Origin of the sequence: Pukyongia salina (assembly GCF_002966125.1) — a bacterium.
GTDB classification, from domain to species: Bacteria; Bacteroidota; Bacteroidia; order Flavobacteriales; family Flavobacteriaceae; genus Pukyongia; species Pukyongia salina.
In genome coordinates, this window is the sequence record NZ_CP027062.1 from 1,547,007 (window position 1) to 1,570,132 (window position 23,126).

19 protein-coding genes are annotated in these 23,126 nt (G+C 39.6%); 16 read left to right on the forward strand and 3 right to left on the reverse strand.

Translation table 11 applies throughout. The annotated features are described in order from the left end of the window. Positions 1 to 258: 258 nt before the first annotated feature. From C5O00_RS06895 to C5O00_RS06920, 6 genes are all read left to right on the forward strand, one after another. Positions 259 to 2,637 carry a sigma 54-interacting transcriptional regulator gene (locus C5O00_RS06895; protein ID WP_105216103.1) on the forward strand — a complete coding sequence of 793 codons (2,379 nt, stop codon included), beginning with the start codon at positions 259 to 261 and terminating at the stop codon, positions 2,635 to 2,637. A gap of 188 nt (positions 2,638 to 2,825) precedes the next feature. Beyond that, positions 2,826 to 3,242, forward strand: a complete 417-nt coding sequence (locus C5O00_RS06900; RefSeq protein WP_105216105.1) for a DUF7793 family protein — start codon at positions 2,826 to 2,828, stop codon at positions 3,240 to 3,242. A gap of 10 nt (positions 3,243 to 3,252) precedes the next feature. Continuing rightward, positions 3,253 to 4,359 carry a sensor histidine kinase gene (locus C5O00_RS06905; RefSeq protein WP_105216107.1) on the forward strand — a complete coding sequence of 369 codons (1,107 nt, stop codon included), beginning with the start codon at positions 3,253 to 3,255 and terminating at the stop codon, positions 4,357 to 4,359. Further along, complete coding sequence (locus C5O00_RS06910) at positions 4,356 to 4,793, forward strand: response regulator (RefSeq protein ID WP_105216109.1); 438 nt, start codon at positions 4,356 to 4,358, stop codon at positions 4,791 to 4,793. The genes C5O00_RS06905 and C5O00_RS06910 overlap by 4 nt, the downstream gene beginning before the upstream one ends. A 471-nt stretch (positions 4,794 to 5,264) precedes the next feature. Then, a complete protein-coding gene (locus C5O00_RS06915; protein WP_105216111.1) occupies positions 5,265 to 5,753 on the forward strand; it encodes a ferritin-like domain-containing protein in 489 nt (162 codons plus the stop codon). Positions 5,754 to 5,916: 163 nt separating this feature from the next. After that, positions 5,917 to 6,297: a DoxX family membrane protein gene (locus C5O00_RS06920; RefSeq protein WP_158676795.1), complete on the forward strand. Its 381-nt coding sequence runs from the start codon at positions 5,917 to 5,919 to the stop codon at positions 6,295 to 6,297. Between the two features lie 555 nt (positions 6,298 to 6,852). Here the strand turns inward: C5O00_RS06920 and C5O00_RS06925 are convergent. The 3 genes from C5O00_RS06925 to C5O00_RS06935 all read right to left on the reverse strand — a co-directional run bounded on the left by C5O00_RS06925 (position 6,853) and on the right by C5O00_RS06935 (position 9,532). Continuing rightward, a complete protein-coding gene (locus C5O00_RS06925) occupies positions 6,853 to 8,124 on the reverse strand; it encodes a hypothetical protein (RefSeq protein ID WP_105216115.1) in 1,272 nt (423 codons plus the stop codon). Positions 8,125 to 8,570: 446 nt separating this feature from the next. Further along, positions 8,571 to 9,206, reverse strand: a complete 636-nt coding sequence (locus tag C5O00_RS06930; protein WP_105216117.1) for a hypothetical protein — start codon at positions 9,204 to 9,206, stop codon at positions 8,571 to 8,573. Between the two features lie 2 nt (positions 9,207 to 9,208). Next, positions 9,209 to 9,532: a hypothetical protein gene (locus C5O00_RS06935; protein WP_105216119.1), complete on the reverse strand. Its 324-nt coding sequence runs from the start codon at positions 9,530 to 9,532 to the stop codon at positions 9,209 to 9,211. Positions 9,533 to 9,561: 29 nt separating this feature from the next. On the opposite strand from C5O00_RS06935, the gene C5O00_RS14555 reads away from it, so the two are divergent. The 10 genes from C5O00_RS14555 to C5O00_RS06980 all read left to right on the forward strand — a co-directional run bounded on the left by C5O00_RS14555 (position 9,562) and on the right by C5O00_RS06980 (position 23,108). Then, positions 9,562 to 9,729 (forward strand): hypothetical protein, encoded by a 168-nt coding sequence (locus C5O00_RS14555; RefSeq protein WP_168175934.1) that lies wholly within the window; start codon positions 9,562 to 9,564, stop codon positions 9,727 to 9,729. Between the two features lie 31 nt (positions 9,730 to 9,760). Continuing rightward, on the forward strand, positions 9,761 to 11,416 hold the full coding sequence (locus C5O00_RS06940) for an ATP-binding protein (protein ID WP_105216122.1): 1,656 nt from the start codon (positions 9,761 to 9,763) through the stop codon (positions 11,414 to 11,416). A 2-nt stretch (positions 11,417 to 11,418) separates the two neighbouring features. Further along, entirely contained in the window at positions 11,419 to 12,084 is a 666-nt protein-coding gene (locus tag C5O00_RS06945) for a response regulator transcription factor (RefSeq protein WP_105216124.1), read from the forward strand. A 195-nt stretch (positions 12,085 to 12,279) separates the two neighbouring features. After that, the gene (locus C5O00_RS06950; protein WP_105216126.1) at positions 12,280 to 12,999 is read left to right on the forward strand and encodes a hypothetical protein; all 720 of its coding nucleotides are present in this window, start codon (positions 12,280 to 12,282) and stop codon (positions 12,997 to 12,999) included. Between the two features lie 72 nt (positions 13,000 to 13,071). After that, complete coding sequence (locus C5O00_RS06955; RefSeq protein WP_105216128.1) at positions 13,072 to 13,299, forward strand: hypothetical protein; 228 nt, start codon at positions 13,072 to 13,074, stop codon at positions 13,297 to 13,299. A gap of 108 nt (positions 13,300 to 13,407) precedes the next feature. Next, the gene (locus C5O00_RS06960; RefSeq protein ID WP_105216130.1) at positions 13,408 to 14,085 is read left to right on the forward strand and encodes a hypothetical protein; all 678 of its coding nucleotides are present in this window, start codon (positions 13,408 to 13,410) and stop codon (positions 14,083 to 14,085) included. A 26-nt stretch (positions 14,086 to 14,111) separates the two neighbouring features. Then, the gene (locus tag C5O00_RS06965) at positions 14,112 to 15,737 is read left to right on the forward strand and encodes a type I restriction-modification system subunit M (protein ID WP_105216132.1); all 1,626 of its coding nucleotides are present in this window, start codon (positions 14,112 to 14,114) and stop codon (positions 15,735 to 15,737) included. Next, a complete protein-coding gene (locus C5O00_RS06970; RefSeq protein WP_105216134.1) occupies positions 15,737 to 18,877 on the forward strand; it encodes a KAP family P-loop NTPase fold protein in 3,141 nt (1,046 codons plus the stop codon). Before C5O00_RS06965 ends, C5O00_RS06970 begins: the two co-directional genes overlap by 1 nt. Beyond that, a complete protein-coding gene (locus C5O00_RS06975) occupies positions 18,877 to 20,106 on the forward strand; it encodes a restriction endonuclease subunit S (protein WP_105216136.1) in 1,230 nt (409 codons plus the stop codon). The genes C5O00_RS06970 and C5O00_RS06975 overlap by 1 nt, the downstream gene beginning before the upstream one ends. After that, complete coding sequence (locus C5O00_RS06980; RefSeq protein ID WP_105216138.1) at positions 20,103 to 23,108, forward strand: type I restriction endonuclease subunit R; 3,006 nt, start codon at positions 20,103 to 20,105, stop codon at positions 23,106 to 23,108. Before C5O00_RS06975 ends, C5O00_RS06980 begins: the two co-directional genes overlap by 4 nt. The last annotated feature ends 18 nt before the right edge of the window (positions 23,109 to 23,126 follow it).

A 23,126-nucleotide genomic window follows, 5' to 3' on the forward strand; every position in this document is an offset into this window, starting at 1 on the left:
AATTTCGATTCCTGCTAAAAATTTAATAAATTAGAAAAGTAAGAGTACCCATCTTACTAAATAGGAACATATGGTTAACATTTCTGAGCTGTTGTATTTTTTTGATTATTGGTAATGAACTATTTTAGCCGGCTCAACTAACTTCCCCTTGTAGCGTCTATTAGACGTGCATTTGATTTAAATAATTTTTTTGACGTACCAGGAAAAATTGCCTTGCGCTATTTTTTGATAATTACATTAAGTAATGTACTGACACCGATGAATAAACAAACCGTTCAAAATACCCCGGGGCAGGAATTTTTTAATAGTGATGCATTCACTCAACTCTTCTATAGGAGTCCGTTGCCTAAATGTGTGCTTTCGGCCGAAACAAAGCAATTTATCACCGTAAATAAACAATACCTCAAACTAACCGGGTTTAATGAGGACGAATTACTGGGTGTGGATTCCAGAACGATTGGACTAGTGGGTTTTGATGAGGCCGATACTACCATCGCAGCAGCAACGGAATCTTCGTACGAAGTGGCTATTCCACTTGTGATCTCTACTAAAAACAACGAAAAACGTTCGGTTTTGGTGTACATCTATGAGTTCGATATTGGATTAAGTGATGAATCCTATATCATAGCCTCTCTTGTCGACCTTACCGAGCGAGAACGTATAGCTAAACTTTTTAGACAGGAAAAAGAATTTAAGGAAAAGGTAATTGAATCGATCAACGATGGAATGGTTATTACGGATTTGTCTGGTACATGTATAGATGTGAATCCTGCACTCATTGGAATGACAGGCTTTAAGAGAGAAGAGCTAGTTGGTACAAAGGCGCCTTTTAAATATTGGCCACCCGAATATCACGACGAAATTCTATCTTATTTCTATAAGGCCAGAGAGGGGAAACAAAATACTTTTTCCGTAAAAATAATGCGTAAAGACGGCGAACGATTTCCAGCTTCGGTGGTTACATCCAGGATTAGAGACAAGGATGGTCGATTAATTGCTATGCTTGCGACTATAAAAAATATTACGGAACAGGTGCAGGTTGAGAGTATGCTCCGGGAAACTGCCGAAAAATCGTATCAACGTAAAAAAGCAATCCTCGAACTTGCGAGTTTAGTGGGGTCCGATTATTACGAATCCCTAAAAAAGATCACGTCACTTGCCTCCAGGGTACTTAATGTGGAGCGGGTGAGTGTATGGAAATTTAACGAGGGCCGTAGTGAGATCGAATGCGAAAAATTATTTAATAAAAGTGATAGTTCGTTCGAAAAAGGAGCCATTTTAAAAAAAGAAGATAACCCTGCTTATTTTGAAACACTTTCAAGAAATAAGACCATAAACGTATCAGATGCGGTAAACGACCCTATTACCAAGGCTTTTATAAAAGAATATTTAACACCGAATAAAATTACCTCCCTACTGGATGTCTTTATTCAGGGCCAGGGTGAATATTATGGGATAATTTGCTTTGAAAACGTTGGTTCAATACGGGAGTGGTCTGCAGATGAGGAAGAATTTGCCACTTCGGTAGCCAATCTGGTGTCTCTTATGGTTCAAAGCAGAAATAGGATGATTGCCGAAGAAAAATTACAAAAACTAAATGTAACCTTATCCAATACGGTGACCGAACTTAATGAACTGAAGAACAAACTCGAACATGAGAACGTATATCTTCGGAAAGAAATAGAGATGGTCTTCAATTTTGAAGAAATGGTGTACGGAAGCGATGTCTTTAGCAAGATATTAAACGAGGTGGAGCAGGTAGCGCCCACTAAAGCCACCGTTCTCTTACTTGGAGAAACCGGAACCGGAAAGGAACTACTGGCCAGAGCCATTCATAATTTAAGCGACCGGAAGGACTTTCCTCTCATTAAGGTTAATTGCGCCGCAATTCCGCAAGAACTTATCGAGAGCGAACTCTTTGGACATAAAAAAGGATCGTTTACAGGGGCAATAGCCGATAAGATAGGGAAGATAGAATTGGCAGATGGGGGTACTCTATTCCTTGATGAGATTGGCGAATTGCCATTGACCATGCAGCCTAAGCTTCTCAGGTTTCTCCAGGAAGGCGAGATCGAAAAGATTGGAGATCCAAAGGTGCGTAAGCTTGACGTACGTGTGATTGCGGCTACAAACAAGAACTTAATAAAGGAAGTGGCTAAGAAGCGATTTCGAGAAGACCTTTATTTTCGGTTAAATGTATTTCCTATTGTAGTCCCACCCTTACGGAAAAGAAAGGAAGATATCCCTATCCTGATTGAACACTTTGTAGATAAGTTCAGTAAGATCTACAGGAAGAAGATCAGTTTTATATCCGATAATTCGATGCGGGAAATGCAGAGTTACCACTGGCCCGGAAATATTCGTGAGCTGGAGAACTTGATCGAAAGAGCGGTTATTCTCTCTAACTCTACCACCTTAAAGATCCTCGAATTTGAAACAGAAGCATCAAGTGGAAAACGCCCTGTAAAGCACTCTAATTTATCCCTAAATGAAGCGCAGCGAATTCATATTTTAAATGTACTTGAAAAAAGTAATTGGAAAATTGATGGGCCTAATGGAGCAGCTGTTATGCTAGATATCAAGCCAAGTACGCTTCGCGATCGCATGAAAAAATTAAAGATTCAAAGGCCTCACTAGGCACACGGAATACCGTGGATGTATTGCTTATTGGCATTCAGGCATCGCTATTCCGAGAGAATAAATTTCTGTTCACTTTTCAGAAAAAAATATAATTAACACACGCACAGTGTTTTAGAGAATTAATTAGACTCTCTTCTACACTTTGGCATATAGATTGGCTTAACCTTCTAAACCGATCTAATATCATGAAAGGTCCTATTGTGGTTGATAATGTTAAATTCTGGTATACCGACGGTATACTATTTATAGAAATTATCAATAAGGACCAATCTACCAGATTATCTAAACTGTATTTGGAAAAATATTTACTGGCGATTGAAGATTTGTGTGAAGGCAAGATCACCCCATTTTGCATAGACTTGAGAAATGCGGTTGGAACATATAGTATTGAAGCGGCAAAGTTGTTTTCAAATGAAAGAACATTAAAAAATATAAGAATTGCTGAAGCATTTATTTCACATAAGATTGGAATTAAACTGTCGATTAATTCATTTAAACGCATTTACGATGCCCATATCCCCTACGAAATATTCGACACCAAGGAACAGGCTCTAGCTTATTGTAATTCGTATGTAACTAATCTCCCCCCAAGACAAACCTGAACTTAATGCTATGAATCATCAGTTAAAAGAATTGCAAACCAAATACCAGGCGATACTTAAATCTGGTAATATTGCGATGATCGTTGTGGCCAATACCAGAGGTAAGATTACCGAATGGAATTCCAGTGCCGAATATACCTTCGGCTATTCGGCGCCTGAAGTATTGGGGCGACCCCTCACAATGTTATTAGATGCAGAAGACGAAAATAAGTCTATAAAGAAGTTGTATCAGTCGGTTAGAACCGTAAATAAAAATGGTGCCGGGGAAATTGTAGAGTTAAACGGACTTACCAAAGCGGGCAAGAGATTTCCTTTAGAATTAGAAATACGAAAGTGCAAAGCAGGTCCAGACACCTATTACAGCGCGATTATGGTAGACATATCACGGCGCAAAAGTCTTGAAAAAGATCTGGACAACAAATCGCGGGAATTGGACTTGTTGTTATATCGATGTGCTCACGATCTAAAAGCCCCTTTTAGCTCTGCTGAAGGCTTGATCAACCTACTTAAAGAAGAATCTATTAGCAGCAGTGCCCTAGCTCTAATAAGGATGTTGGAAACTAGTTTGGAAAAAGGAAAACAACTTCTGGATGACCTGGCGCTTGTTTCGATCATATCCGAAAATAATCGCGCAATTGGTGAAATAGACTTCAACATGATCTTGCAGGATGCTTTTGCTTCCCTACGGGAATATGACGATTTCGAGTTGGTGAAATTTAATGTGGATATTAAGACAGACCACATATTTTATAGTAATTCGCAGCTACTCACTTCCCTTGTAAAAAATCTATTGCAATACGCCATTAATTATAGTCATTTAGATTGTGGTGAACAAGATTGTATCATAAGGTTGAAGATATGGACAACCAAAACCACGGCAAAAATTGAAGTGGATTATAAGTCGGTTACACTGGCCGATTTAGAAACGCATAAAATTTTCGATCTCAATCAGTTTGTGAACGATTACAGTATGTCCTGTGCCGGGCTGGGAATTTATGTCTTAAAAAATATTGTGGATATCCTACAAGGCAGAATAAAAGTAAGAAGGGATGATATTTCGACCACCAGGGTTAAAATAAAACTGCCTAATTCTCTTGTAACAACCACCGGCTTATGAAGTCAAGAAAGTACATAATGCTCATTGATGATAACAAAATCGACCTGTTTGTGAGTCAGCAAACTATTCATAACCTGGGGAGTGACATTTTTGTGAGCATGTTCTCAAGTTCAGTATCGGCTTTGCGATACTTCGAGAACCTGGAGGGTAAAGCGAATTCAGGCCATGACAAGCTTCCCGATCTTGTGTTCCTCGATATCAATATGCCCGAATTAAGCGGGTTTCAATTACTCGAAAAGTTCGATACGATGGATTTGTTTAAGAAAAATAACATTGAAATAGTGATCCTCTCTTCGTCTAGGAACGATTCGGATATAGAGAAAAGTAAGAAAAGTGGTTTGTGTTCCAGTTATATCACAAAGCCACTAACAAAAGATAAGTTAGAAAAACTATTATTTGAGGCTACTCAGCTTCAGAAAGAATTAAAGAAATGACAATAATTATATGAACTTAACCAGTTTAAAAAAGTCGATTGACACTGTTTTCACAAATCCGATCCGTAGAACAATGATAGATCTTCATTTTGGGCAAAAATGTAAAGATTGCGGACTGAACTATGAATACTTGGATTTACTAATGGTTAGTTAGTTTTTGTTAATTTGTGTTAGTTGATCGATGCGCCCTATTTCTAATAGGGCGTATTTTTTTTGTATTTCTGAAGCCACAGATGATGATTTGCCAAGATGTAATAAAGCATTGAACAGTGACTCCACCACAAATTTTTATCTATAGAATTTTCATTTATAAATCGATTTATTAAAGTTTTCTAAAGACAATTCTTAAGACTCTTAACATATCTATCCATTTCCGTTAAACTACTGCTAAACCCTTGTAAATACTTGCTTTTCTCCTTTCTGAAGGTTATGTTATATACATATTATTAACCCTAAAAAACAAAAATAGATATGAAAACGACTAGAGAGATTGCAAAGGAAAACATTCATGATAACGTTGTAGATAGTCTACAAGACATACTGGAAAGAAACTACGATGCCGAGGCCGGATATAAGAAGGCGATGGAGCATGCAAAAAGCGATTATTTGAAACAATTTCTGAAAGATCGCGCCGTTCAGCGAAGTCATTTTGCCACAGAGATCGATCGTGAGATAAGAAGATTGAATGAGGAACCGGTAGATAGTGGAAGTACTAAAGCCGCCTTACACAGAAGCTGGATGGATGTGAAGAATTTTGTAAGCAGCTCAACAGATGAAGCCTTACTCGAAGAGTGCATCCGCGGTGAAAAAGCCAGCGTGAATACATATGAGAATGTTCTTGAAAATCAGAATTTCACTCCTGAAACCACCAGTATGCTGAACAAGCAGCTAATGCGAGTGAAGAACAGCTTAAATGAAGTGAAGCGCCTGGAGGACATCGAAGAAACCGTGAACTCCTAGTTGATTGGCAGCCAATATATCAAGCCGGAACATTTGTTCCGGTTTTTTTTGTTTGTACCATCATGACCAAAATCATATTTCATCCTGAAAACTACCGCTAATTTAGTGACCTCAATATCGGCTATCCATATTGGTTTGTATGGCCGAACCTAACATATTTACCATGAGATCACGTACTTCTCTTTACATGGCCTTACGAATTGTTTTGGGCTTATTCTTAATTCTGTATGCCCTTAATCGATTCTTTCATTTTTTACCCTCCACCTATGGAACCATGCCCGAGCTAACCCAGGATTTCCTGGATTCGGTGGCAGTATATTTACCGGCGCTCTATATATTTGAGATCATCATTGGGCTATTTCTGGTCTTCAACAAATGGACACCTTTTATCCTGATAGTATTAGCGCCCTTATCGGTGGCCTTTCTCATCTTTAGCATTGCCAATGGAGAATTCGCCAAGGCCTGGCCCGCTTTTGTAGTTGGGTTTATCAACCTGGTGCTGGTGATACGTTGGTGGGGGTTGTATCGGCCTTTGTTTAAATAAAGTTGAAGTGGATTCATTGATTTGCTATTCCGAGATTGCTCACAGCAATAAAGTTGTTTTTGTACTTTTTACCATTGCCGTAAAAAGTACCAAAAAGTTCTAGCGCTGCACCAACGATTCCTAAAATTACTACTTCATCTCCACTACGCTTGCTGAACTCGGTGGCAAGCCACCTCAAACAGCACCAAGCGCTTAACGTTTCCCTTCATTGAATTTTAAGGAATCGCCGCTGAGGCGCAATTACTGACGTACTAAGTAGATTATTATTCACTACTCACATTTAACAAATCACAAATCACAATTTTCAAAAAACAAATAATAATCAATTACCAAAGTTCAATTTTGACTAATTGAATCTTAAATTTTATTTGTGATTTGGTACTTGGTAGTTGGAATTTATTTATGATTTGGTGCTTGTTATTTGATCTTTCAATTTCCGTCCTAGAATTTTGTTAATGTAAATAGATTCTCTTTTCACCTCTAACTACTAACTACTAACTACTAACTACTAACTACTAACTACTAACTATTCACCATTCACTTCCCTTATGTAGATCAGTTACAGTTAAAACAGCGAAGAAAGTCTTTAGGGAGGGTAATATCGTCCGAGCCTTTCAGGGGTTCGTTAAGGTATTCCTTCTCCTGCAGGATTTTATGAAACTCTAGAGCGTATTCCTGGATTTGGTCGCGTCGCGATCTTAATTTCGACCGGATCTCGTCGTTATTCAACTTGTAAATAGGTTCCGGCCAGCTGCGTAGCGCTTCCTCTATTACCTCATCGGTAAGCTGCTGTTGTAAAAATGCAGCCTGTTGTGCAAAAGTGCTACGGGGTACTTCCTTCAGAAAATATATATCGAAAGGGTATACCAAACCCGGCAGATAGTCGATGTCTTCATCGAAAGGCCGTACATGAGGTTCTACATATTCGCTGGAGATTATGGTAGGGATCACACCATCTAAGCTAAAAAAGGCGTTGTCGCGGTCACCGGCCACCGGAATGGCGAATAGGGTATCATTTCTCTGCTGAAGCGCCCAACCCCATTGTTTAGTGTGACGGTCCCAATCGCCGATAATTAGGTCGAATAGTCTGCTACGCACCAGTAGATTGTAGTCGATCTGTAGAAGATCTTTCTTTTGAAGCTTGAGCAATTGCAGGCTATCGGTATCAATTAGCGCGGTAACTCCGGAGTGTTTTGTCCAGTTTACCGGGCCTTCAGTTTCGTATTCCAACAAGTAGAGCGCGTCTCCGAATTCGTCGTTAAGGCTGTCAAGAGCTTTTTGCTGCGGCACGTAAACCAGTTGCGGATGAGTATGAACAACATCGGCTTTTTCGGCCAGGGCGGCGGCCAGTATTGCCCCATAGGGGTGTTGTGCCGAGATACCGTCGGTAACGATATTTTCCAGTTTCAGAATACGGGCAAATTCGGGGACGACGGAGTCTGGGTATTTATTCACGCTGCGCAGGGTATAAACTGTGTTATCGGGGGAAATAAGGTCGAGGGAGCGTGTTTGTTTTCCACCGCCAACCTCGGCAGGTGTGAGTCCGCCCTTATAGGTATCGAAGAATAACACCGGAACCTTTACCGGCGTTGCCCAGGCTTCACGGTAGTGAGCGCCTTGCATGATGTTTTTCAGAAAATTGCTTTGATAACCCGTATTTGCGGCAACCAGTATACTATCTCCATGTTGAAATTGAGAGGGTGGATTATCGATGACTATATTGGTAGCATCCTTTTCGGGCTCACTGTTAACCGAGATATAAGTAAGCAGTAGAAACAGGCCAACACCAGCTAGAATAATGAGGAAGATCCTTTTTAATAGTTTCATACAGTTGGTATCTGGTTAGTACGACTGGTGTGTGTTTGTACAAAAATACAGGTTTTTTAAGTGGAGTAGGTTATTGGGGTTTTTTCTATTCTTTTTTGCATTACCTTATTATTTAATTCTCACTATATAAAACAAAGTTCCGGCGTAGCCGGAAAACTCCTCTTCGTTAGTATAGGAGAACAAAAGCTCCGAGATTCAGGAGCGAAGCGACGCGGAGTTTTGGAACCGGTTTCAAAACGCGAAAGCCGTTTTGAAAATACCTTAGAAGAGGCCTCCTTTTTACTCCTTTTTTTGGAGGGGCAAAAAAAAGGAAAAAAACAAAGATGATAGTTATTATCGTTCTATTAATTATTCACTACTCACCTCTCACCCTTCACTGCTCAATAAAAAATAGTAATAAACAATAGTAAATAGCTCAACTATATATTCTTCTCACTACTAATTACTCACATTTCCGGACATAAATGCTCGCGGATCATATGCCAGGTGATTTTTTTCAAGGCGTCCTCGTTAACGGGATGTAAAGTGAGCATATTAAATAATTCAAGGTCTTTATCGCCCTTTTTATAGTAGTACACCTTGGCGTGACCCTTTTCATCGAAAAAGAATTCGGAGGAACATTCCACAGTTAGTTTTCTGAATTTTTTAAGCTTTATTGGGTCCACCTCTTCTGAACCTTCTTGTGTACAGCTACATTTTTCGTACCTGTCTTCCACCCAGATCATACATTTATCCCGAAACTTATCAAAAAGTAAAAACCCTATTACAAATACCATCAGTCCCATAGCATAGATATAGCGTCTGTTGTTTATTTGTTTTGTTTTCTTCCTTTCGGTATAAGCCCTGAAATTTTTATCACCCAAATAAACAGCAAGGTCATTTTTTGAAGCTTTCGACATGGAGATAGATTCACCGTTCCTCCACCTGGTGTAGAACGAACGAAGGGAGTCTATACCTATAGGTTGTCCTTTTATTTTTTCCTGAAGTGATTCGTGGATATGCGAAGCAATCCCATTGGCAGACTCAGATGCACCTTCATCCAGGGCCTTTGTAAAAACCTCCTCGAGTAAGTCCTGAAGCATATTTAATATTGGTTAGTCGATGTGAAGTTAAAAATAATCTTCTGTAAAATCATTGGGATACGGATTCCCGTAAAGTTCCCAGAATCTTCCCAGTCTATTCCCAATAGGTTTTCATTTTTCTTCCCTTCATTTATCCCGTAATGCCTTTGATCCTGTGGTTGCAACACAGGTTCTGCGCAGAAGGTGTTACTGGAAATCTTCCCTGCGGCTTTCCGGAATGCCCGGGAAGCCTTTCGGTTAAGCCGTACAAGATTTCCGCTTCCCACACATGGAATATTCCCACAACCCTTAACGGGGTGAACCTTCCGAAAACTTCGGACAGCCACCCTTATGTCGAATTTAATTTTCAGAAATAATGAAAAGAATACCCTATATATTTTTAACATTACTGCTAGCCGGAGCACTATTTTCCTGTACTCCGGAGCAGGTGAGCCAAAGCGCCCAACCTTATGGTTGCTGCGATGACGACGGCCCAATTCCGCCACCACCCCCACCACCCCCACCACCTCCCGGAGGAGATTAATTGTATGCCGAATTGTTAGTACCTTAGAGGAATGAAAACTGGGAGATTTTCATTCCTCTTATTATTAGGAGTAGTTTTTTCGTGCAATGCGACCACTGCACAACAACAAGCTGTTAAACTTCAGGACAGCTCTCAATTCTATTATAATTCGGTTAATGAACTTTCCAACTACGGCACATTGCCAGCCGCCATTTCGTACATCCATAAGGTATATCAATCGAGACTTAAAATAGGCGATACCCTTAACGCCATCGGCGATCTGTGGTATGTGGCCTCGGGTCAGCTGGCTTTAGACTTCTACGTGGAGAGTGAGATCACAGCGGTAAAGGCGTATAATCTGCTTCAAAACTACAGCAAAAAAGAAGATGCAGGTCCTTATCAACTTTCACTTTACAATCTTTTGGGGCGGATTTTCAGAGCCAGGGAAGACTATCAGGCTGCTATCGATTTCTATACAGCGGCCCTTGAAAATAATAACGCTTCCGAAGTAAAACTAATTCTATACAACAACCTGGGGAATGTGTACAAGGAACTAGACGAATTAGATCAGGCCTGGAAATTTTATAGCCAAGCCTGGGAGTTGGCGGAGAAATCTATAGACACTTTAAATATTGCACGTGTTCTCGATAACAAGGGGACGATCTTACTTAAAAATAAACAGGATGACGCTCTCGATTATTTTCAACAAGCCCTAATGCTTAGAAGGCAGAAGAATAGTAAGGTGGGATTAAAATCATCCTATCATTCTTTGGCAAAATATTTCAGCACGCGAGATCGGGAAAAGGCGATCGCCTACGCCGATAGTATGAAAACACTCGCAGCAAGTTTAGGTCCGGAGGATCGCCTGGAAGCATTAAGACTTCAGCTGGAGCTAGGGGTGCTGACTTACGGAAAAGAATTTCAGCAGTTGTCTGATAGCCTGCAAAGAGCCCGGAAGCTAGCCACCAACAAATACGCTTACCGCTTGTATAGCCTGGAGGAGGAACAGCGAAGGTCTAGAGAACTACAGCTCAGCAACGCGAAGTTTAAGAACCGGATACTACTGCTCCTGCTTGTGATAATTTTCATGGCGATCATCGCCGGGTTAGTGTATGTAATTATACTCTACCGCAATAAGAGAAAGCGTATCCGCCTGGTTTTTGAAACTGAAAGCAGGATCTCCAAGAAAGTACACGACGAAGTGGCCAACGATCTCTACCATTTAATGACTAAAATGGAGAGCGGGAAGCAGGAATTACCTGCTACTGTAGATGAGTTGGAACGCATCTATGAACGAACCCGCGATATTTCACGGGAACTCACAGACCTGGATTACAGGAATAATTACGAATTGCTCCTGGTAGAATTACTACAGGGCTATACGTCCAACACGGTGCAGGTGATCACCAGGAACCTCTCCGGCATAAAATGGGACGCCCTCTCTAAAGACCGCAAGGCGACCTTGTACCGAGCCCTTCAGGAATTAATGACCAATATGAAGAAGCACAGCGAGGCGAGTCTGGTGGCGGTGAGCTTTGAGCAACAGGGAAAAAGAGTGTTGGTGCATTATAGTGATAATGGGCGGGGTAGTAAAATTTTATTAAAGGGAGGATTGCTGAATACGGAAAACCGTATGGATGCCATTGGTGGAGCTATTAGTTTTGAATCGGAACCCGGGAAAGGCTTTAAGGCCACCATAACGATTTAAATATGTTCAAGAAGGTTTTAATTTCCGATGATCTAGACAGTGTGAACCACGGCGTACAGGCAGTAACAACTTCGCTGGATATAGCCGAAGTTGAGCAGGTGCAGTATTGCGATGACGCCTATTTAAAGATCAAGAAAGGGATAAATGACGAAGCTCCCTTTGAATTGTTGATCACCGATCTCTCCTTTAAAAGCGACCATCGCGCCCAGACCTATACTTCGGGAGAGGCTTTAATAAAAGTGCTTTCCAAAGAACACCCTGAACTGAAGATAATTGTTTACTCTATAGAAGACCGGCCCCTGAAGGTGCGTTACTTTTTCGATAATTACAATATTAGGGGATTTGTGTGTAAGAGCAGGAGGGGGATGAACGAATTGAAAGAAGCAATAAAATCTGTTTACGCCGGCCGACATTATCTCTCACCCCAGATACAGAGCTCCCTGAACCACCAGGCCGATCTGGAAATAGAGGAATACGACATTGAACTATTACGAAAACTGGCTGCCGGGAAATCGCAGGAGGAAATTAGCCATGAATTCAAGCAGCATGCCATTGCTCCCAGCAGCCTTAGTTCTATAGAAAAAAGGTTGAACAAACTCCGCATACAATTTAGGGCGAACAATGCCATCCAGCTGGTGGCAGTAGCGAAAGATCTGGGGATTATTTAAGTACAGCACTAAGGTATACCGTAAGGAAATAACTTAAAAAGGTCATACTATGCACCGATGATTCGTTTTTACGATCATCGGAGGAGAAAATGGGCGTAACCGAAAGGCTGCGCCTGTTTAATTTAAGCAGTTACGGATTTCCGTAAGGAATTAAAAGTTAGGGTGTTTAGGTTTGGGGTATAAGTAACCTTAACCATGAAAAAACTTCTAATAAGCTGTATCATCTTACTTACTATTATTCCGGAAGCACGAGCTCAGGACGATGGCGCTGCGGTTGCCGTGGTTGGTGGCTTGCTGGCTATAGGAGCCGGTATCGCTGCTGTTGAGGCCATGAAAGAACAGGCCGAGCTTACGGCCACGCAGTGGGTGCTTGGAAATCATCCCGAAATGACCAGTTTCTCCTTAAAAACCCTGGATTTCGATGGGAAGAAATTAAAAGATATGTCTAATGTTTCGGTGATCACCTACAAAATACAGGAGTTCACTCCAGCAGACAAGCCCGAGCTAGACGGTAAAAAGCAAGTACTCTTTATGTTCACCAGCAGGGGTTGGATTAATGAATATGGGATCGATTTCAGCAAGGTGCGCTGGCATTTAATCGACGGGGAGGAATGGATGAATATGATGATTTCGTATACGGTGGTAGCCTCGGGTGAAAGTAATTTATCTGAAGTTCGAGAAACGCTGGAAGAGGGAAAGATCGTGAACAGAGGTGTAAAAGTAAATAGCAAAATGGCTATCCCTTTTTACAAACTGAATGGCGACATGTATGTGGTGACAGATTATTCAGATTTTATGAAGCTATTGTATAACGAGCGCTCCCTGGGGCTTTTTATAAAAGAAACCGGCGACCTGGTACAGATAGGCAGGGGCAACATCATCGAGATCCATGAATTTTTTTATGGGGAGGGGTGAGGGATTAAATTTGATTTTTTAATTTAGTGCATAACAGGACATTGTCTTGCGGATTTAAAACAAAACTAACCCATGAAATCACTACACCTGGCCATTCTGGCCCTGGGGTTTTTGGTGGTAACTTCTTTTACCACTCATACCGTCTTTACCGATGTGTATATCTGCAAAGGCCCCTATAGTAAAAAATATCATTACAATAAAAATTGCCACGGACTTTCCAATTGCTCTACCAGCATCTATAAGGTAACCCTTACCGATGCTAAAAAAATTGGCAGGACGCTTTGTGGGTGGGAGGATTAAACTGATGAATGGAATTGTTATATTTGGATTCTCCCCGTTCACCTTCTTTGAAGGGTGAATGGGGTTTGCTTTTTATATAACTAATTCCAGACACAAAATTAATGCGACATGAAAGTAGTTTTAACAGAGAAGATGCTTCAGGATGTCCAAAAAAGCCTATGGGATTTCAGTAATCAAATCCTTTACGATCTATGTCGAGAAAATTTTAAACATGAAAAGGACGGCCCCATATTGGCTAAAGTCTTGTTAATTGGACGAACTTATGCTGCAGCTGTAGAACGGCGAAATACGAGGGATGACCTAATTAATGATGACTTTTATTTCAAAAAGATTGTACCTACTTTTAAGAAATCCAAACTGGATCAAAAACTTAGAACTTTAAAAGGATACAATAGCATCTCAACTGAGAATATTGCTGATATTTTAAAAATACATTATTATCTCATCGAACTTCTTCGTAAGGATACCAGTATGGAAAAACGCTCCTTCAGCTCAAAATACTTGCATTTTCATTTACCTGATTTGTTTTTTATATACGATAGCCGTGCTGAAAGCGCATTAAGGAAATATACAAGTCGGATTCCCAAAGATTTAAAACAATTTACTCAACTTGAAAGTGTGGACGAACAATACGCAAAGTTCTTTTGTAAATGTCTTGATGTTAAAAGACAGATTGAAGAAGAACATAATATGCAATTAACGATTCGGCAATTCGATAATTTATTGATTAATATGGCGAATAAATTGGAAGTTGAAAAAAGAAAGGCTTCGACTAAAAATTTATAACTTCGAGGACAAAGTTACGATAAGAAATGGCAAAAGCAGATATCGATTTTGAAAAGGAATTATGGGATGCAGCGAACGAATTAAGAGGTGCTGTATCGGAGAATAACTATAAAAATTACATCCTGCCGTTAGTGTTCTTAAAACATCTTAGCGAACGATATGACATAGTGCACGATGAACTTAGGAAACAACTACAAGATCCGAAATCCGAGTATTACACTACCGATAAGGAAGAAATGAATTATGTTTTGGAGGATACAGACGAGTACCGCTCAAGGAACACTTTTAGAATACCTTATAATGCGTCTTGGCAATATCTAAAAGAAAATGCCGAGCAGGACGACATCAAAGTAAAGGTAGACGATGCCTTCGACGTTATCCAGGAATTACTAACAGAATACAATCCCCAACTAAATAACCTCTTGCCCAGAATTTTTGTGCGTAGTGAGTTGTCTCCGAAACAAACTGGAGGAATAATAAATCTTTTATCCCATCCTAAATTTTCTGAAAAGGAAAATCCGGAAACGGATATACTAGGGCGCATTTATGAATACTACATCGGCCGCTTCGCCATGGCGGAAGGCTCCGGTGCCGGACAGTTCTTTACTCCGGGTAGTATTGTGCGCTTATTAGTGGAACTCCTTGAGCCATATAAAGGACGTATTTTCGATCCAGCTTGCGGAAGTGGTGGAATGTTTGTACAAAGTCTAAAGTTTATAAAAGAACACGACGGAGATAAAAGCGATATTTCTATCTACGGACAAGAAATGACTGCACAAACCCTGCGCTTGTGTTTAATGAACTTAATGCTACGCGACCTGTCGTTCGATATTAAATTAGGAAACTCACTGCTTGACGATAAGTTTCCTGACTTAAAAGCCGATTATGTCATCGCCAATCCACCTTTTAACGTAAGCAACTGGCATCCTGAAGACCTGCCTGATGGCGATCCCCGATTGTTTGGCCCAAAGGAAGAATTCACCACCGATGGCTCTGCCAATTATATGTGGATGCAGACCTTCTGGCATCACCTTAGCGATACTGGCACAGCGGGAATTGTAATGGCAAATGGAGCGATGACATCCAGTACGAAGGGAGAGAAGAATGTACGCCAACATATGGTAGATAATAGTATGATTGATGCAATAGTGCGATTACCGGATAAATTGTTTTTAACCACAGGAATACCAGCCTGCTTATTTATTTTAAGCAAGAACCGGGATGGTAAAGACGGAACTCATAGAGAACGCACCAACGAAATCTTATTTTTGGATGCGTCCAAAATGGGCACCATGGCCAGCCGTAAATTACGGGTGTTTACCGATGACGATATACGGAAAATAGCGGACACCTATCATAATTGGCGCACTGTTGTCACTTCGAGTGATCCCGACGATAAGTCGGGGTCGTATCGAGAAGCTAACGAGATCTACGAAGACATCGACGGCTTCTGCAAAGCTGCCACCCTTGAAGAGGTTCAAAAACAAGATTACAAACTTACACCGGGTATTTATGTCGGCACGGAAGCGGAGGATGATGATGGTATTCCCTTTGAAGAAAAGATGGAAACCTTAAAAGCCCAGTTGCTGGGGCAGTTTGAAAAAGGGGAAGAGTTAAAACAACAAATACTCGAAAATTTTGACAAATTCTAATGGGAACGCCACCACCAGAATTAAGTATTAATTATGAGTTGATCCAACAGATTCTAAATTATGAATTTGATTTGGGTCTTCTCAAAGACATTCGTGTTCAAAATAGTAGTGGTTCAAAACAAATTGACTTTCTTGATGATGATAGAAGGGCTGCAGCGGAGATTCAATCTGGCTATAACACTCGAATTCGTGGTAATATTGTAAAGAATCTTAAATCAACTCGTAGTTTACTGCGACTTCATTTCCAACAGCGCTATCGATTTATTCTAGTGGTATTGAACGAACTAACCGATAATGATAGAGGTTTTCTACAGAATGAGTTAAAGACAAGTGGTGAGATTGAACAAATCATTTTAGATTTAAATGATCTGAAGCGCCTCGCAGCAAAGTTTAAATTTGATGGAGAATTCTTCATACAACGTAATATTAAGACTGAGTATGAGGAAGAAGTCTATGTGAGCAACAATCCTTTAAATATATTATTGCTAAGGCTAGAAAATAATAATCTATTTCTAGGCGGACATTTATGGGGGGCGAATCAGGATCAAACAGAACGGTTTCTAGCGGATGCCATCTGGGAGAATGGCCATGAAACAAACGACACTAACGCAGTTAACTCAGTAAAAGAAGGTGATTTGGTTTTTTTAAAATCTACATATCAGAGTAAGGGAAAGAGTTTTCTTCGCATTAAAGGTGTCGGCTACGTGACAAAAAATTACATGGACGGTCACAAATTGGGCATAAACTGGAATCTATTCAATTCTAATATAGATATTGAAGGCTTAGGTAAATATCGGAGGACTTTTCAGAGAGTTATGCCAACGGACAGGAATATGCTTCTAGATAAAATACTTGACGAGGTTCCAGATTTTCTTGCTCGAATTGAACAATTTCAATCAATTTTTACACCTTCAATAACTTCGGTAAATCAAGTACCGATAGATTCTGCGAACAAAATATATGTTGGTCTCGAAGTTGGTGAAGAAATTAAAGAATATGATGTAATCTTTCTGCCTAAAAGTTCTTACGGCCCGATCGGGAAAAATGGCATTGCCTCGCATATTTTGAACATATTAGGTGCAGATCGTGAAGCTTTTAGATTTTCTGATCATGATTTAAAGGAACTAAATTATAAATGGGATGACACCGATCTACCAGATAAGCGAGTGGAGTTAGGATTTATCGTAACTAAAGGTGAAGATAAAAATGATTTTAACTTTAGAGAGAATTTACAAGCTGCAGTAAACAACTTTCCAGGTCCAATAATTAAAGGAGGGGAGATTAATCCACCAGTTAAAGTTTTTATTCCATTGTTAGGGACAGGTCAAGCTGGTATGTCCGTTGAAGATAGTTTTAAGATAATTATAGATGCAATTCCTATGATTCTAAATCAATTCAGGAATTCTCAGATAAGAATTAATTTTCCAAGAAATATTGAAAGAGAATCACTATCAGCATATGCGAGAAGGATCATTCGAAACAGTACATCCCGAGAGATACCAAATCTAAATGAACAAATCGGACTACTTTTTGGAGAAGACTTTGAAAATGAAGATGATATCTTCTCTGAAACTAAGGATAAGATCCCATTCCGACTTGATCAGGTAGTTGATGAAGATAAACTAGGCAGAGAACCTGTTGCCAAAGCATTTGTTGATCTTATAAAGAACGATATTTTTACTGAACATCTAAATCATTCTTTCATGGTGCATTTACAAGGAAAATGGGGAGCTGGAAAATCATCATTTTTAAATTTTATAAAGAGAAATTTAAACTCAGATGATGAGAAATGGATTATCGTAGAATATAATGCCTGGCAGAATCAACATATAAGACCACCTTGGTGGTCTTTAATTGATCAAGTATATTTAAAAAGTAAAGATCAATTATTCTTGATCGGGATTAGAACGAGTTTACACCTTAGGCGGAAAGAGTTATTCAGACGTATTTGGCGTTATAGTGGCTGGGATAAAATAACAGCTTTTATTGTTTTCTTAGTCAGTATACTCTGTATTATATATTATGGCGAGGATATCCTCAATATATTCAAAACAACTTCAGATACAGGTGAGAAAAAAAGTTTTGTCTCGAACTTCGGTGATTTTTTAAAATTAATCCTAACCCTAGTATCAGTTGTAGGTACTCTTTTTGCCTTTGCTAAATTTATCACTGTGCCATTCTTTATAAATTCGTCTAAAGAAGCAAAATCCTTTGTATTAAGAGCTTCAGATCCAATGAATAAAATTAAAGAGCATTTTAATGATTTAGTTGATGATATAAATTCTAAAAAGAAAAAGAGACAACTAGCTATTTTTATCGATGATATCGATAGATGCGATAAAGAATTTATCGTGCAGCTACTGGAAGGCATACAAACCCTTTTTAAGGATAAACGAGTTTTATACATAGTAGCTGGAGATAAAAATTGGATTTCAACAAGTTTCGGAAATACTTACCGAGATTTTGCAAACGAACAAGTTGACAGAGAACAATTGGGTGAGTTTTTTATTGAAAAAGCTTTTCAACTGTCGTTCCGCTTGCCAAATATTTCTGAAGAATCCAAACAGAATTATTGGAATCATATATTAGGAATGGAAAATAAAGACGAGGACATTAAGATTAGTTCAATTGAAGAATTAACAGAGGATAAGAAATCTGAATTACAGGCTGATTTAAAAGAATCAAAGACTAAACTTACTAACCCCGTATTTGTTAGAGGATTGCAAGAAAAATATAATCTTTCAGGTGACACGGCATCAAATATTGTCATTGAAGAAAAAAATAAGGATACAGAAGAATTAAAGCATTTACTTCATGAATATCATAAATATATAGATACAAATCCTAGATCGATAATAAGGTTGGCTAATAACTATACTATGGCTCGTTCAATACTAATGGCTGAAAGAGTGACTTTTGACGAGCATAAATTATTTAGATGGCTGGTGATAGAAGATTTGTGTCCTAAGGTAAAATCAATGCTGCCAAATGCAGAGCATCTCTCATCTGTGGAAGAAATGGTGAAATCTAGTTCTGATGTACTTAAACGCGATAAGTGTCTTCAATTATTGGAGGGAGAAGCAGATTTTATGGGAGGTAAAATTGAAATAGAAGAAATTAAAACTATAAAAGGATTCTAATGCCCCAAAACTGGAAAACATATAAACTTGGAGATGTAGCAGTTCTTAATAAAAAGAATATTAATCCAAAAAATTTCAATGATGAAATTTATATAGGTCTGGAACATATTGGGAAAGGTAGCTTTCTAATTGAATCAACTGGATCCGCTAGTGATGTTACAAGCAATAAAGCCATTTTTGCAAGTGGCGATATTTTATATGGCAAAATTAGACCCTACTTTAAGAAAGTGTACCGGCCCAAATTCTCAGGTATTTGTTCAACAGATATATTGGTTATTGGTCCTCGAAACGAATCTAATGTAACTCAAGATTACCTTTATCAATTAATAAGAACACAAGAATTTACGGACAGAGCTACTGAGACAAGCACTGGAACAAAAATGCCAAGAGCAGATTGGAACAGTTTAACTAAATTAAATTATAGCTTCCCTCCACTCTCAGAACAAAAAGCCATCGTCTCCATCCTCTCCGCACTCGACGATAAAATAGAACTCAACCTCCAGCAAAACAAAACACTGGAAGAAATGGCCATGGCACTCTACAAACATTGGTTTGTGGATTTTGGACCCTTCCAAGATGGGGAATTCGTGGACTCTGAGTTGGGGATGATTCCGAAGGGGTGGGAAGTCAAGTCGATAGGTGAATTAATTGAAACTTTGGGTGGCGGTACTCCGAAAACAAAAGTCATCGAATATTGGCAGAATGGAGATATAGATTGGTATTCACCTACAGATTTAACCAGCGCCAATTCTCTTTACTCACTCGGTACGGCAAAAAAAATAACTAAACTAGGACTCCAAAAAAGTTCTGCAAAGTTATTTCCAAAGAATTCTTTATTGATGTCAAGTCGAGCGACAATAGGAGCAATTACCATTAACAGAAAAGAAGCTTGTACAAATCAGGGTTTTATTACTATGCTCCCAAATGATAAGCTGAGTTTATATCAACTCCACGGTTGGACAGTTTTTAATATGGATGTTATTATTTCAAAGGCAAACGGAAGTACATTTAAAGAGATAAGTAAAACCAACTTTAGAAATTTACCTATTGCGTTGGGAATTAAAATTCAAGATTATTTGACGGAGGTAAGTAATTATTATTCATTGATTGAGAGCAATATTCTAGAAAACCAAACTCTCACACAACTCCGAGACACCCTCTTACCCAAGCTCATCAGTGGCGAAGTACGCTTAAAAGAATTCGAAAAAACTGCCGAAGCTGCCTTATGACCTACCTCTTAGAACATACCGTACAAAAAGCGGCCATAGAATGGTTGCAGGAATTGGGGTATACTTACCAAGAGGGAAACTCGCTTGAGCGAGACCTTAAAAAAGTAGTACTGGAAAACGAGTTACGCTCCTTTTTACAAAATACTTATCCAAAGGTACCTGCCACCGCTATCGATGAAGCCTTCGCCGCCTTCACCCAAAACCAAGGCATGGATCTGGATCATCGCAACAGGGATTTCCATCGTAAAATGACTCAGGGGGTTTCAGTCACCTGGAAGGACGCCCAGGGTAAAGAGCAGGCCAAACATATTTACCCCATCAATTATATCCAACCGGACAAGAATAACTTTCTATGTACCGATGAGGTGACCATTGTTGGTAAAAACACCAGAAGGACGGACCTGCTTATTTATATCAATGGGTTACCGCTTATTGTCTTCGAGTTTAAAAATATGTTCGATAAGGAAGTTGATATCGACAACGCCCACCGGCAGATAGGGCATTATATGCTGGACATCCCTCAATTGTTCGACTACAATGCCATCACCGTAATTTCAGATGGGATGCAGGCCCTGCACGGTATGTACAGTTCGTCCTTTAAATGGTTTGCCCCCTGGAAAAGTCTTCATGGGGACGATCTGGTTCAGAAAAGCGAACTACAGCTTGAAACACTCTTAAAAGGATTATTTCCTAAAGAAACACTGCTTAACTATTTACAAAACTTCATTTTCCACGAAGACCACAATGGTAAGATCATAAAAAAAGGAGCCAAATACCATCAGTTTTGGGGGATCAATAAAGCCGTAGAGAGTGCAATAAGAAACATTAAACCTATAGGTGATGGTCGTTTAGGAGTCATTTGGCACACACAGGGGTCAGGGAAAAGTATTTCTATGGCAATTTTAACCGGAATACTGAGGCAACTTCCTGAGATGAAGAATCCCACCATTGTGATACAAGTTGATAGATCGGATCTTGATCAGCAGCTTTACGAGAACTTCGTGCTTTGTAAAGACTTAGTAGGTGATGTAGGTCATGCAGATACCACCGATGAGCTCAGAGATTTATTAAGTGCCGAGGGTGGTGGTGTGATCTTTACAACTATTGAGAAATTCCGTTTAAAGGAGCTAGAAGATGGCAAAGAAGAGCAGCATCCGGTGCTTTCGGAACGATTTAACCTAATCGTCATGGCCGATGAGGCCCATCGCACCCAATACGGGTTTAAAGATGGAGGATTTGCTCAAAACATTCGTAGAGCCGTACCCAATGCCTCTTTTATTGGTTTTACCGGAACTCCGGTAGATAGTAAAGATGCCGATACCGAACAGGTATTTGGAAAAACCATTCATACTTACGATATCAAACAGGCCGTGGAAGATGGTGCAACCGTTCCTATTTATTACGAGCCCAAAATGGTTCCGCTAAATATCAAGGAAAAGTTCACAAAGAAGTTAGAAGAAGTAGCAGAAACGGAGGAAGAAGAAGGGACCAATGCCGTCTGGGCGGCCATCGAAGATGCCGCTGGTGCGGAAGATAGAGTGCGGCGAGTTGCTAAGGATATTTTAACGCATTTTAAAGCAAGAGAGGAAACTTTAGAGGGCAAGGCCATGATCGTTTGTATGAGCAGAAGAAATTGTGTAAAAATGTACGATGCTATTTCGGTTTTAGAAGGTTGTCCGGAAATCGCCGTGATCATGACCAGCAATATCAGTAAAGATCCGAAGTCATGGAACCCTCATGTGAGAACAAAGGATGCCATGGAAGCGATAAAAAAGCGGTTTCGAAATCCCGATGATCCTTTAAAGATGGTAATAGTTCGGGACATGTGGCTGACAGGTTTTGATGCCCCCTGTGCGCATACCATGTATGTAGATAAAATCATGAAAAGCCATAACCTAATGCAGGCCATTGCACGGGTAAACCGGGTGTTCGAGGACAAGCCAAATGGGTTAGTAGTTGATTTTATCGGAATCTCAGATCATTTAGCAAAAGCAACGAAAAAATATACAGGCAGTGGTGGTGAGGGAAAACCGACCATCGATTTAGAAGCGGCTGTAAACTTGTGCCTCGAACAATTCGCGGAAGTTATAAGGTTGGTAGGGGGATTCAATATTGATGAGGTTAACACAAAGTCCGATGCTGAAAAACTAAAATGGTCGAATGAGTTGGTAAATAAGTTGCTTGAGACCGATGTCATTACAGACGAATTCCTAAACGAAGAACGAAAACTATCGGAATTGGTGGCTATGACGAACTCAGACAAGCGTATTTGGGCCATTCAGGAAGAAGTGAGTGTCATTCAAAAGATAAGACAAGTAATTAGGAAGATTAAAAATCCTCCAGCGATACAGCGTAAAAAGAATGATCGTATAAAGGATTTAATCAGCAAATCCATAGAATCCAATGAAATTGTGGATTTGGCCCAGATGTTCAATCTGGACAAGATAGATATCTCAATCATCGATGATCGTTTTCAAGCCATTGTAAAAGAAAAGGGTAGCGAGAATATTAAAGTGGAACTGCTAAGGAGAATCATTAATGATGAGTTGAAGGTGCGCATGTCCAAAAACATCAGGCGTATGTCCACTTTAAAAGAGGAATTGGAGAGTGTTTTAAGCAGGTATCATAAAAACAGTTTAGATTCGATTGCGGCTATTAAGCATTTGCTGGATATTGCCAATGAATTTAAAAATGATGACCAGCGCACAATAGAATTAGGCTTAACCGAAGACGAACTGGCCTTTTACGACCTGTTGGCGGCTAATAAAAAGATTTTAAACGAAGCTGGCCCCATTCAGGATTTAGTACATAAAGTAGTTGCATCAGTAAAGAAAAACCTACAGTTGGATTGGTCAAAAAAGGAAAATGCACGAGCAGCGATTCGGTTAGCCGTAAAGAAAGAATTAAAAGGCAAAGTGCCTTTCTCTTCATTGGACCAATTATTAAAAGAAGTCATCGAACAGGCTGAAGGACAGTATAAGGATTGGCCTTTGGTGGGGTAGAGCTATAACTAGTTGTAA

What these genes read in the sequence shown, in the direction of transcription:
- C5O00_RS06895 (WP_105216103.1), top strand. Translation starts at nt 259, where the DNA reads ATGAATAAACAAACCGTTCAAAATACCCCGGGGCAGGAATTTTTTAAT.
- C5O00_RS06900 (WP_105216105.1), top strand. Translation starts at nt 2,826, where the DNA reads ATGAAAGGTCCTATTGTGGTTGATAATGTTAAATTCTGGTATACCGAC.
- C5O00_RS06905 (WP_105216107.1), top strand. Translation starts at nt 3,253, where the DNA reads ATGAATCATCAGTTAAAAGAATTGCAAACCAAATACCAGGCGATACTT.
- C5O00_RS06910 (WP_105216109.1), top strand. Translation starts at nt 4,356, where the DNA reads ATGAAGTCAAGAAAGTACATAATGCTCATTGATGATAACAAAATCGAC.
- C5O00_RS06915 (WP_105216111.1), top strand. Translation starts at nt 5,265, where the DNA reads ATGAAAACGACTAGAGAGATTGCAAAGGAAAACATTCATGATAACGTT.
- C5O00_RS06920 (WP_158676795.1), top strand. Translation starts at nt 5,917, where the DNA reads ATGAGATCACGTACTTCTCTTTACATGGCCTTACGAATTGTTTTGGGC.
- C5O00_RS06925 (WP_105216115.1), bottom strand. Translation starts at nt 8,124, where the DNA reads ATGAAACTATTAAAAAGGATCTTCCTCATTATTCTAGCTGGTGTTGGC.
- C5O00_RS06930 (WP_105216117.1), bottom strand. Translation starts at nt 9,206, where the DNA reads ATGCTTCAGGACTTACTCGAGGAGGTTTTTACAAAGGCCCTGGATGAA.
- C5O00_RS14555 (WP_168175934.1), top strand. Translation starts at nt 9,562, where the DNA reads ATGAAAAGAATACCCTATATATTTTTAACATTACTGCTAGCCGGAGCA.
- C5O00_RS06940 (WP_105216122.1), top strand. Translation starts at nt 9,761, where the DNA reads ATGAAAACTGGGAGATTTTCATTCCTCTTATTATTAGGAGTAGTTTTT.
- C5O00_RS06945 (WP_105216124.1), top strand. Translation starts at nt 11,419, where the DNA reads ATGTTCAAGAAGGTTTTAATTTCCGATGATCTAGACAGTGTGAACCAC.
- C5O00_RS06950 (WP_105216126.1), top strand. Translation starts at nt 12,280, where the DNA reads ATGAAAAAACTTCTAATAAGCTGTATCATCTTACTTACTATTATTCCG.
- C5O00_RS06955 (WP_105216128.1), top strand. Translation starts at nt 13,072, where the DNA reads ATGAAATCACTACACCTGGCCATTCTGGCCCTGGGGTTTTTGGTGGTA.
- C5O00_RS06960 (WP_105216130.1), top strand. Translation starts at nt 13,408, where the DNA reads ATGAAAGTAGTTTTAACAGAGAAGATGCTTCAGGATGTCCAAAAAAGC.
- C5O00_RS06965 (WP_105216132.1), top strand. Translation starts at nt 14,112, where the DNA reads ATGGCAAAAGCAGATATCGATTTTGAAAAGGAATTATGGGATGCAGCG.
- C5O00_RS06970 (WP_105216134.1), top strand. Translation starts at nt 15,737, where the DNA reads ATGGGAACGCCACCACCAGAATTAAGTATTAATTATGAGTTGATCCAA.
- C5O00_RS06975 (WP_105216136.1), top strand. Translation starts at nt 18,877, where the DNA reads ATGCCCCAAAACTGGAAAACATATAAACTTGGAGATGTAGCAGTTCTT.
- C5O00_RS06980 (WP_105216138.1), top strand. Translation starts at nt 20,103, where the DNA reads ATGACCTACCTCTTAGAACATACCGTACAAAAAGCGGCCATAGAATGG.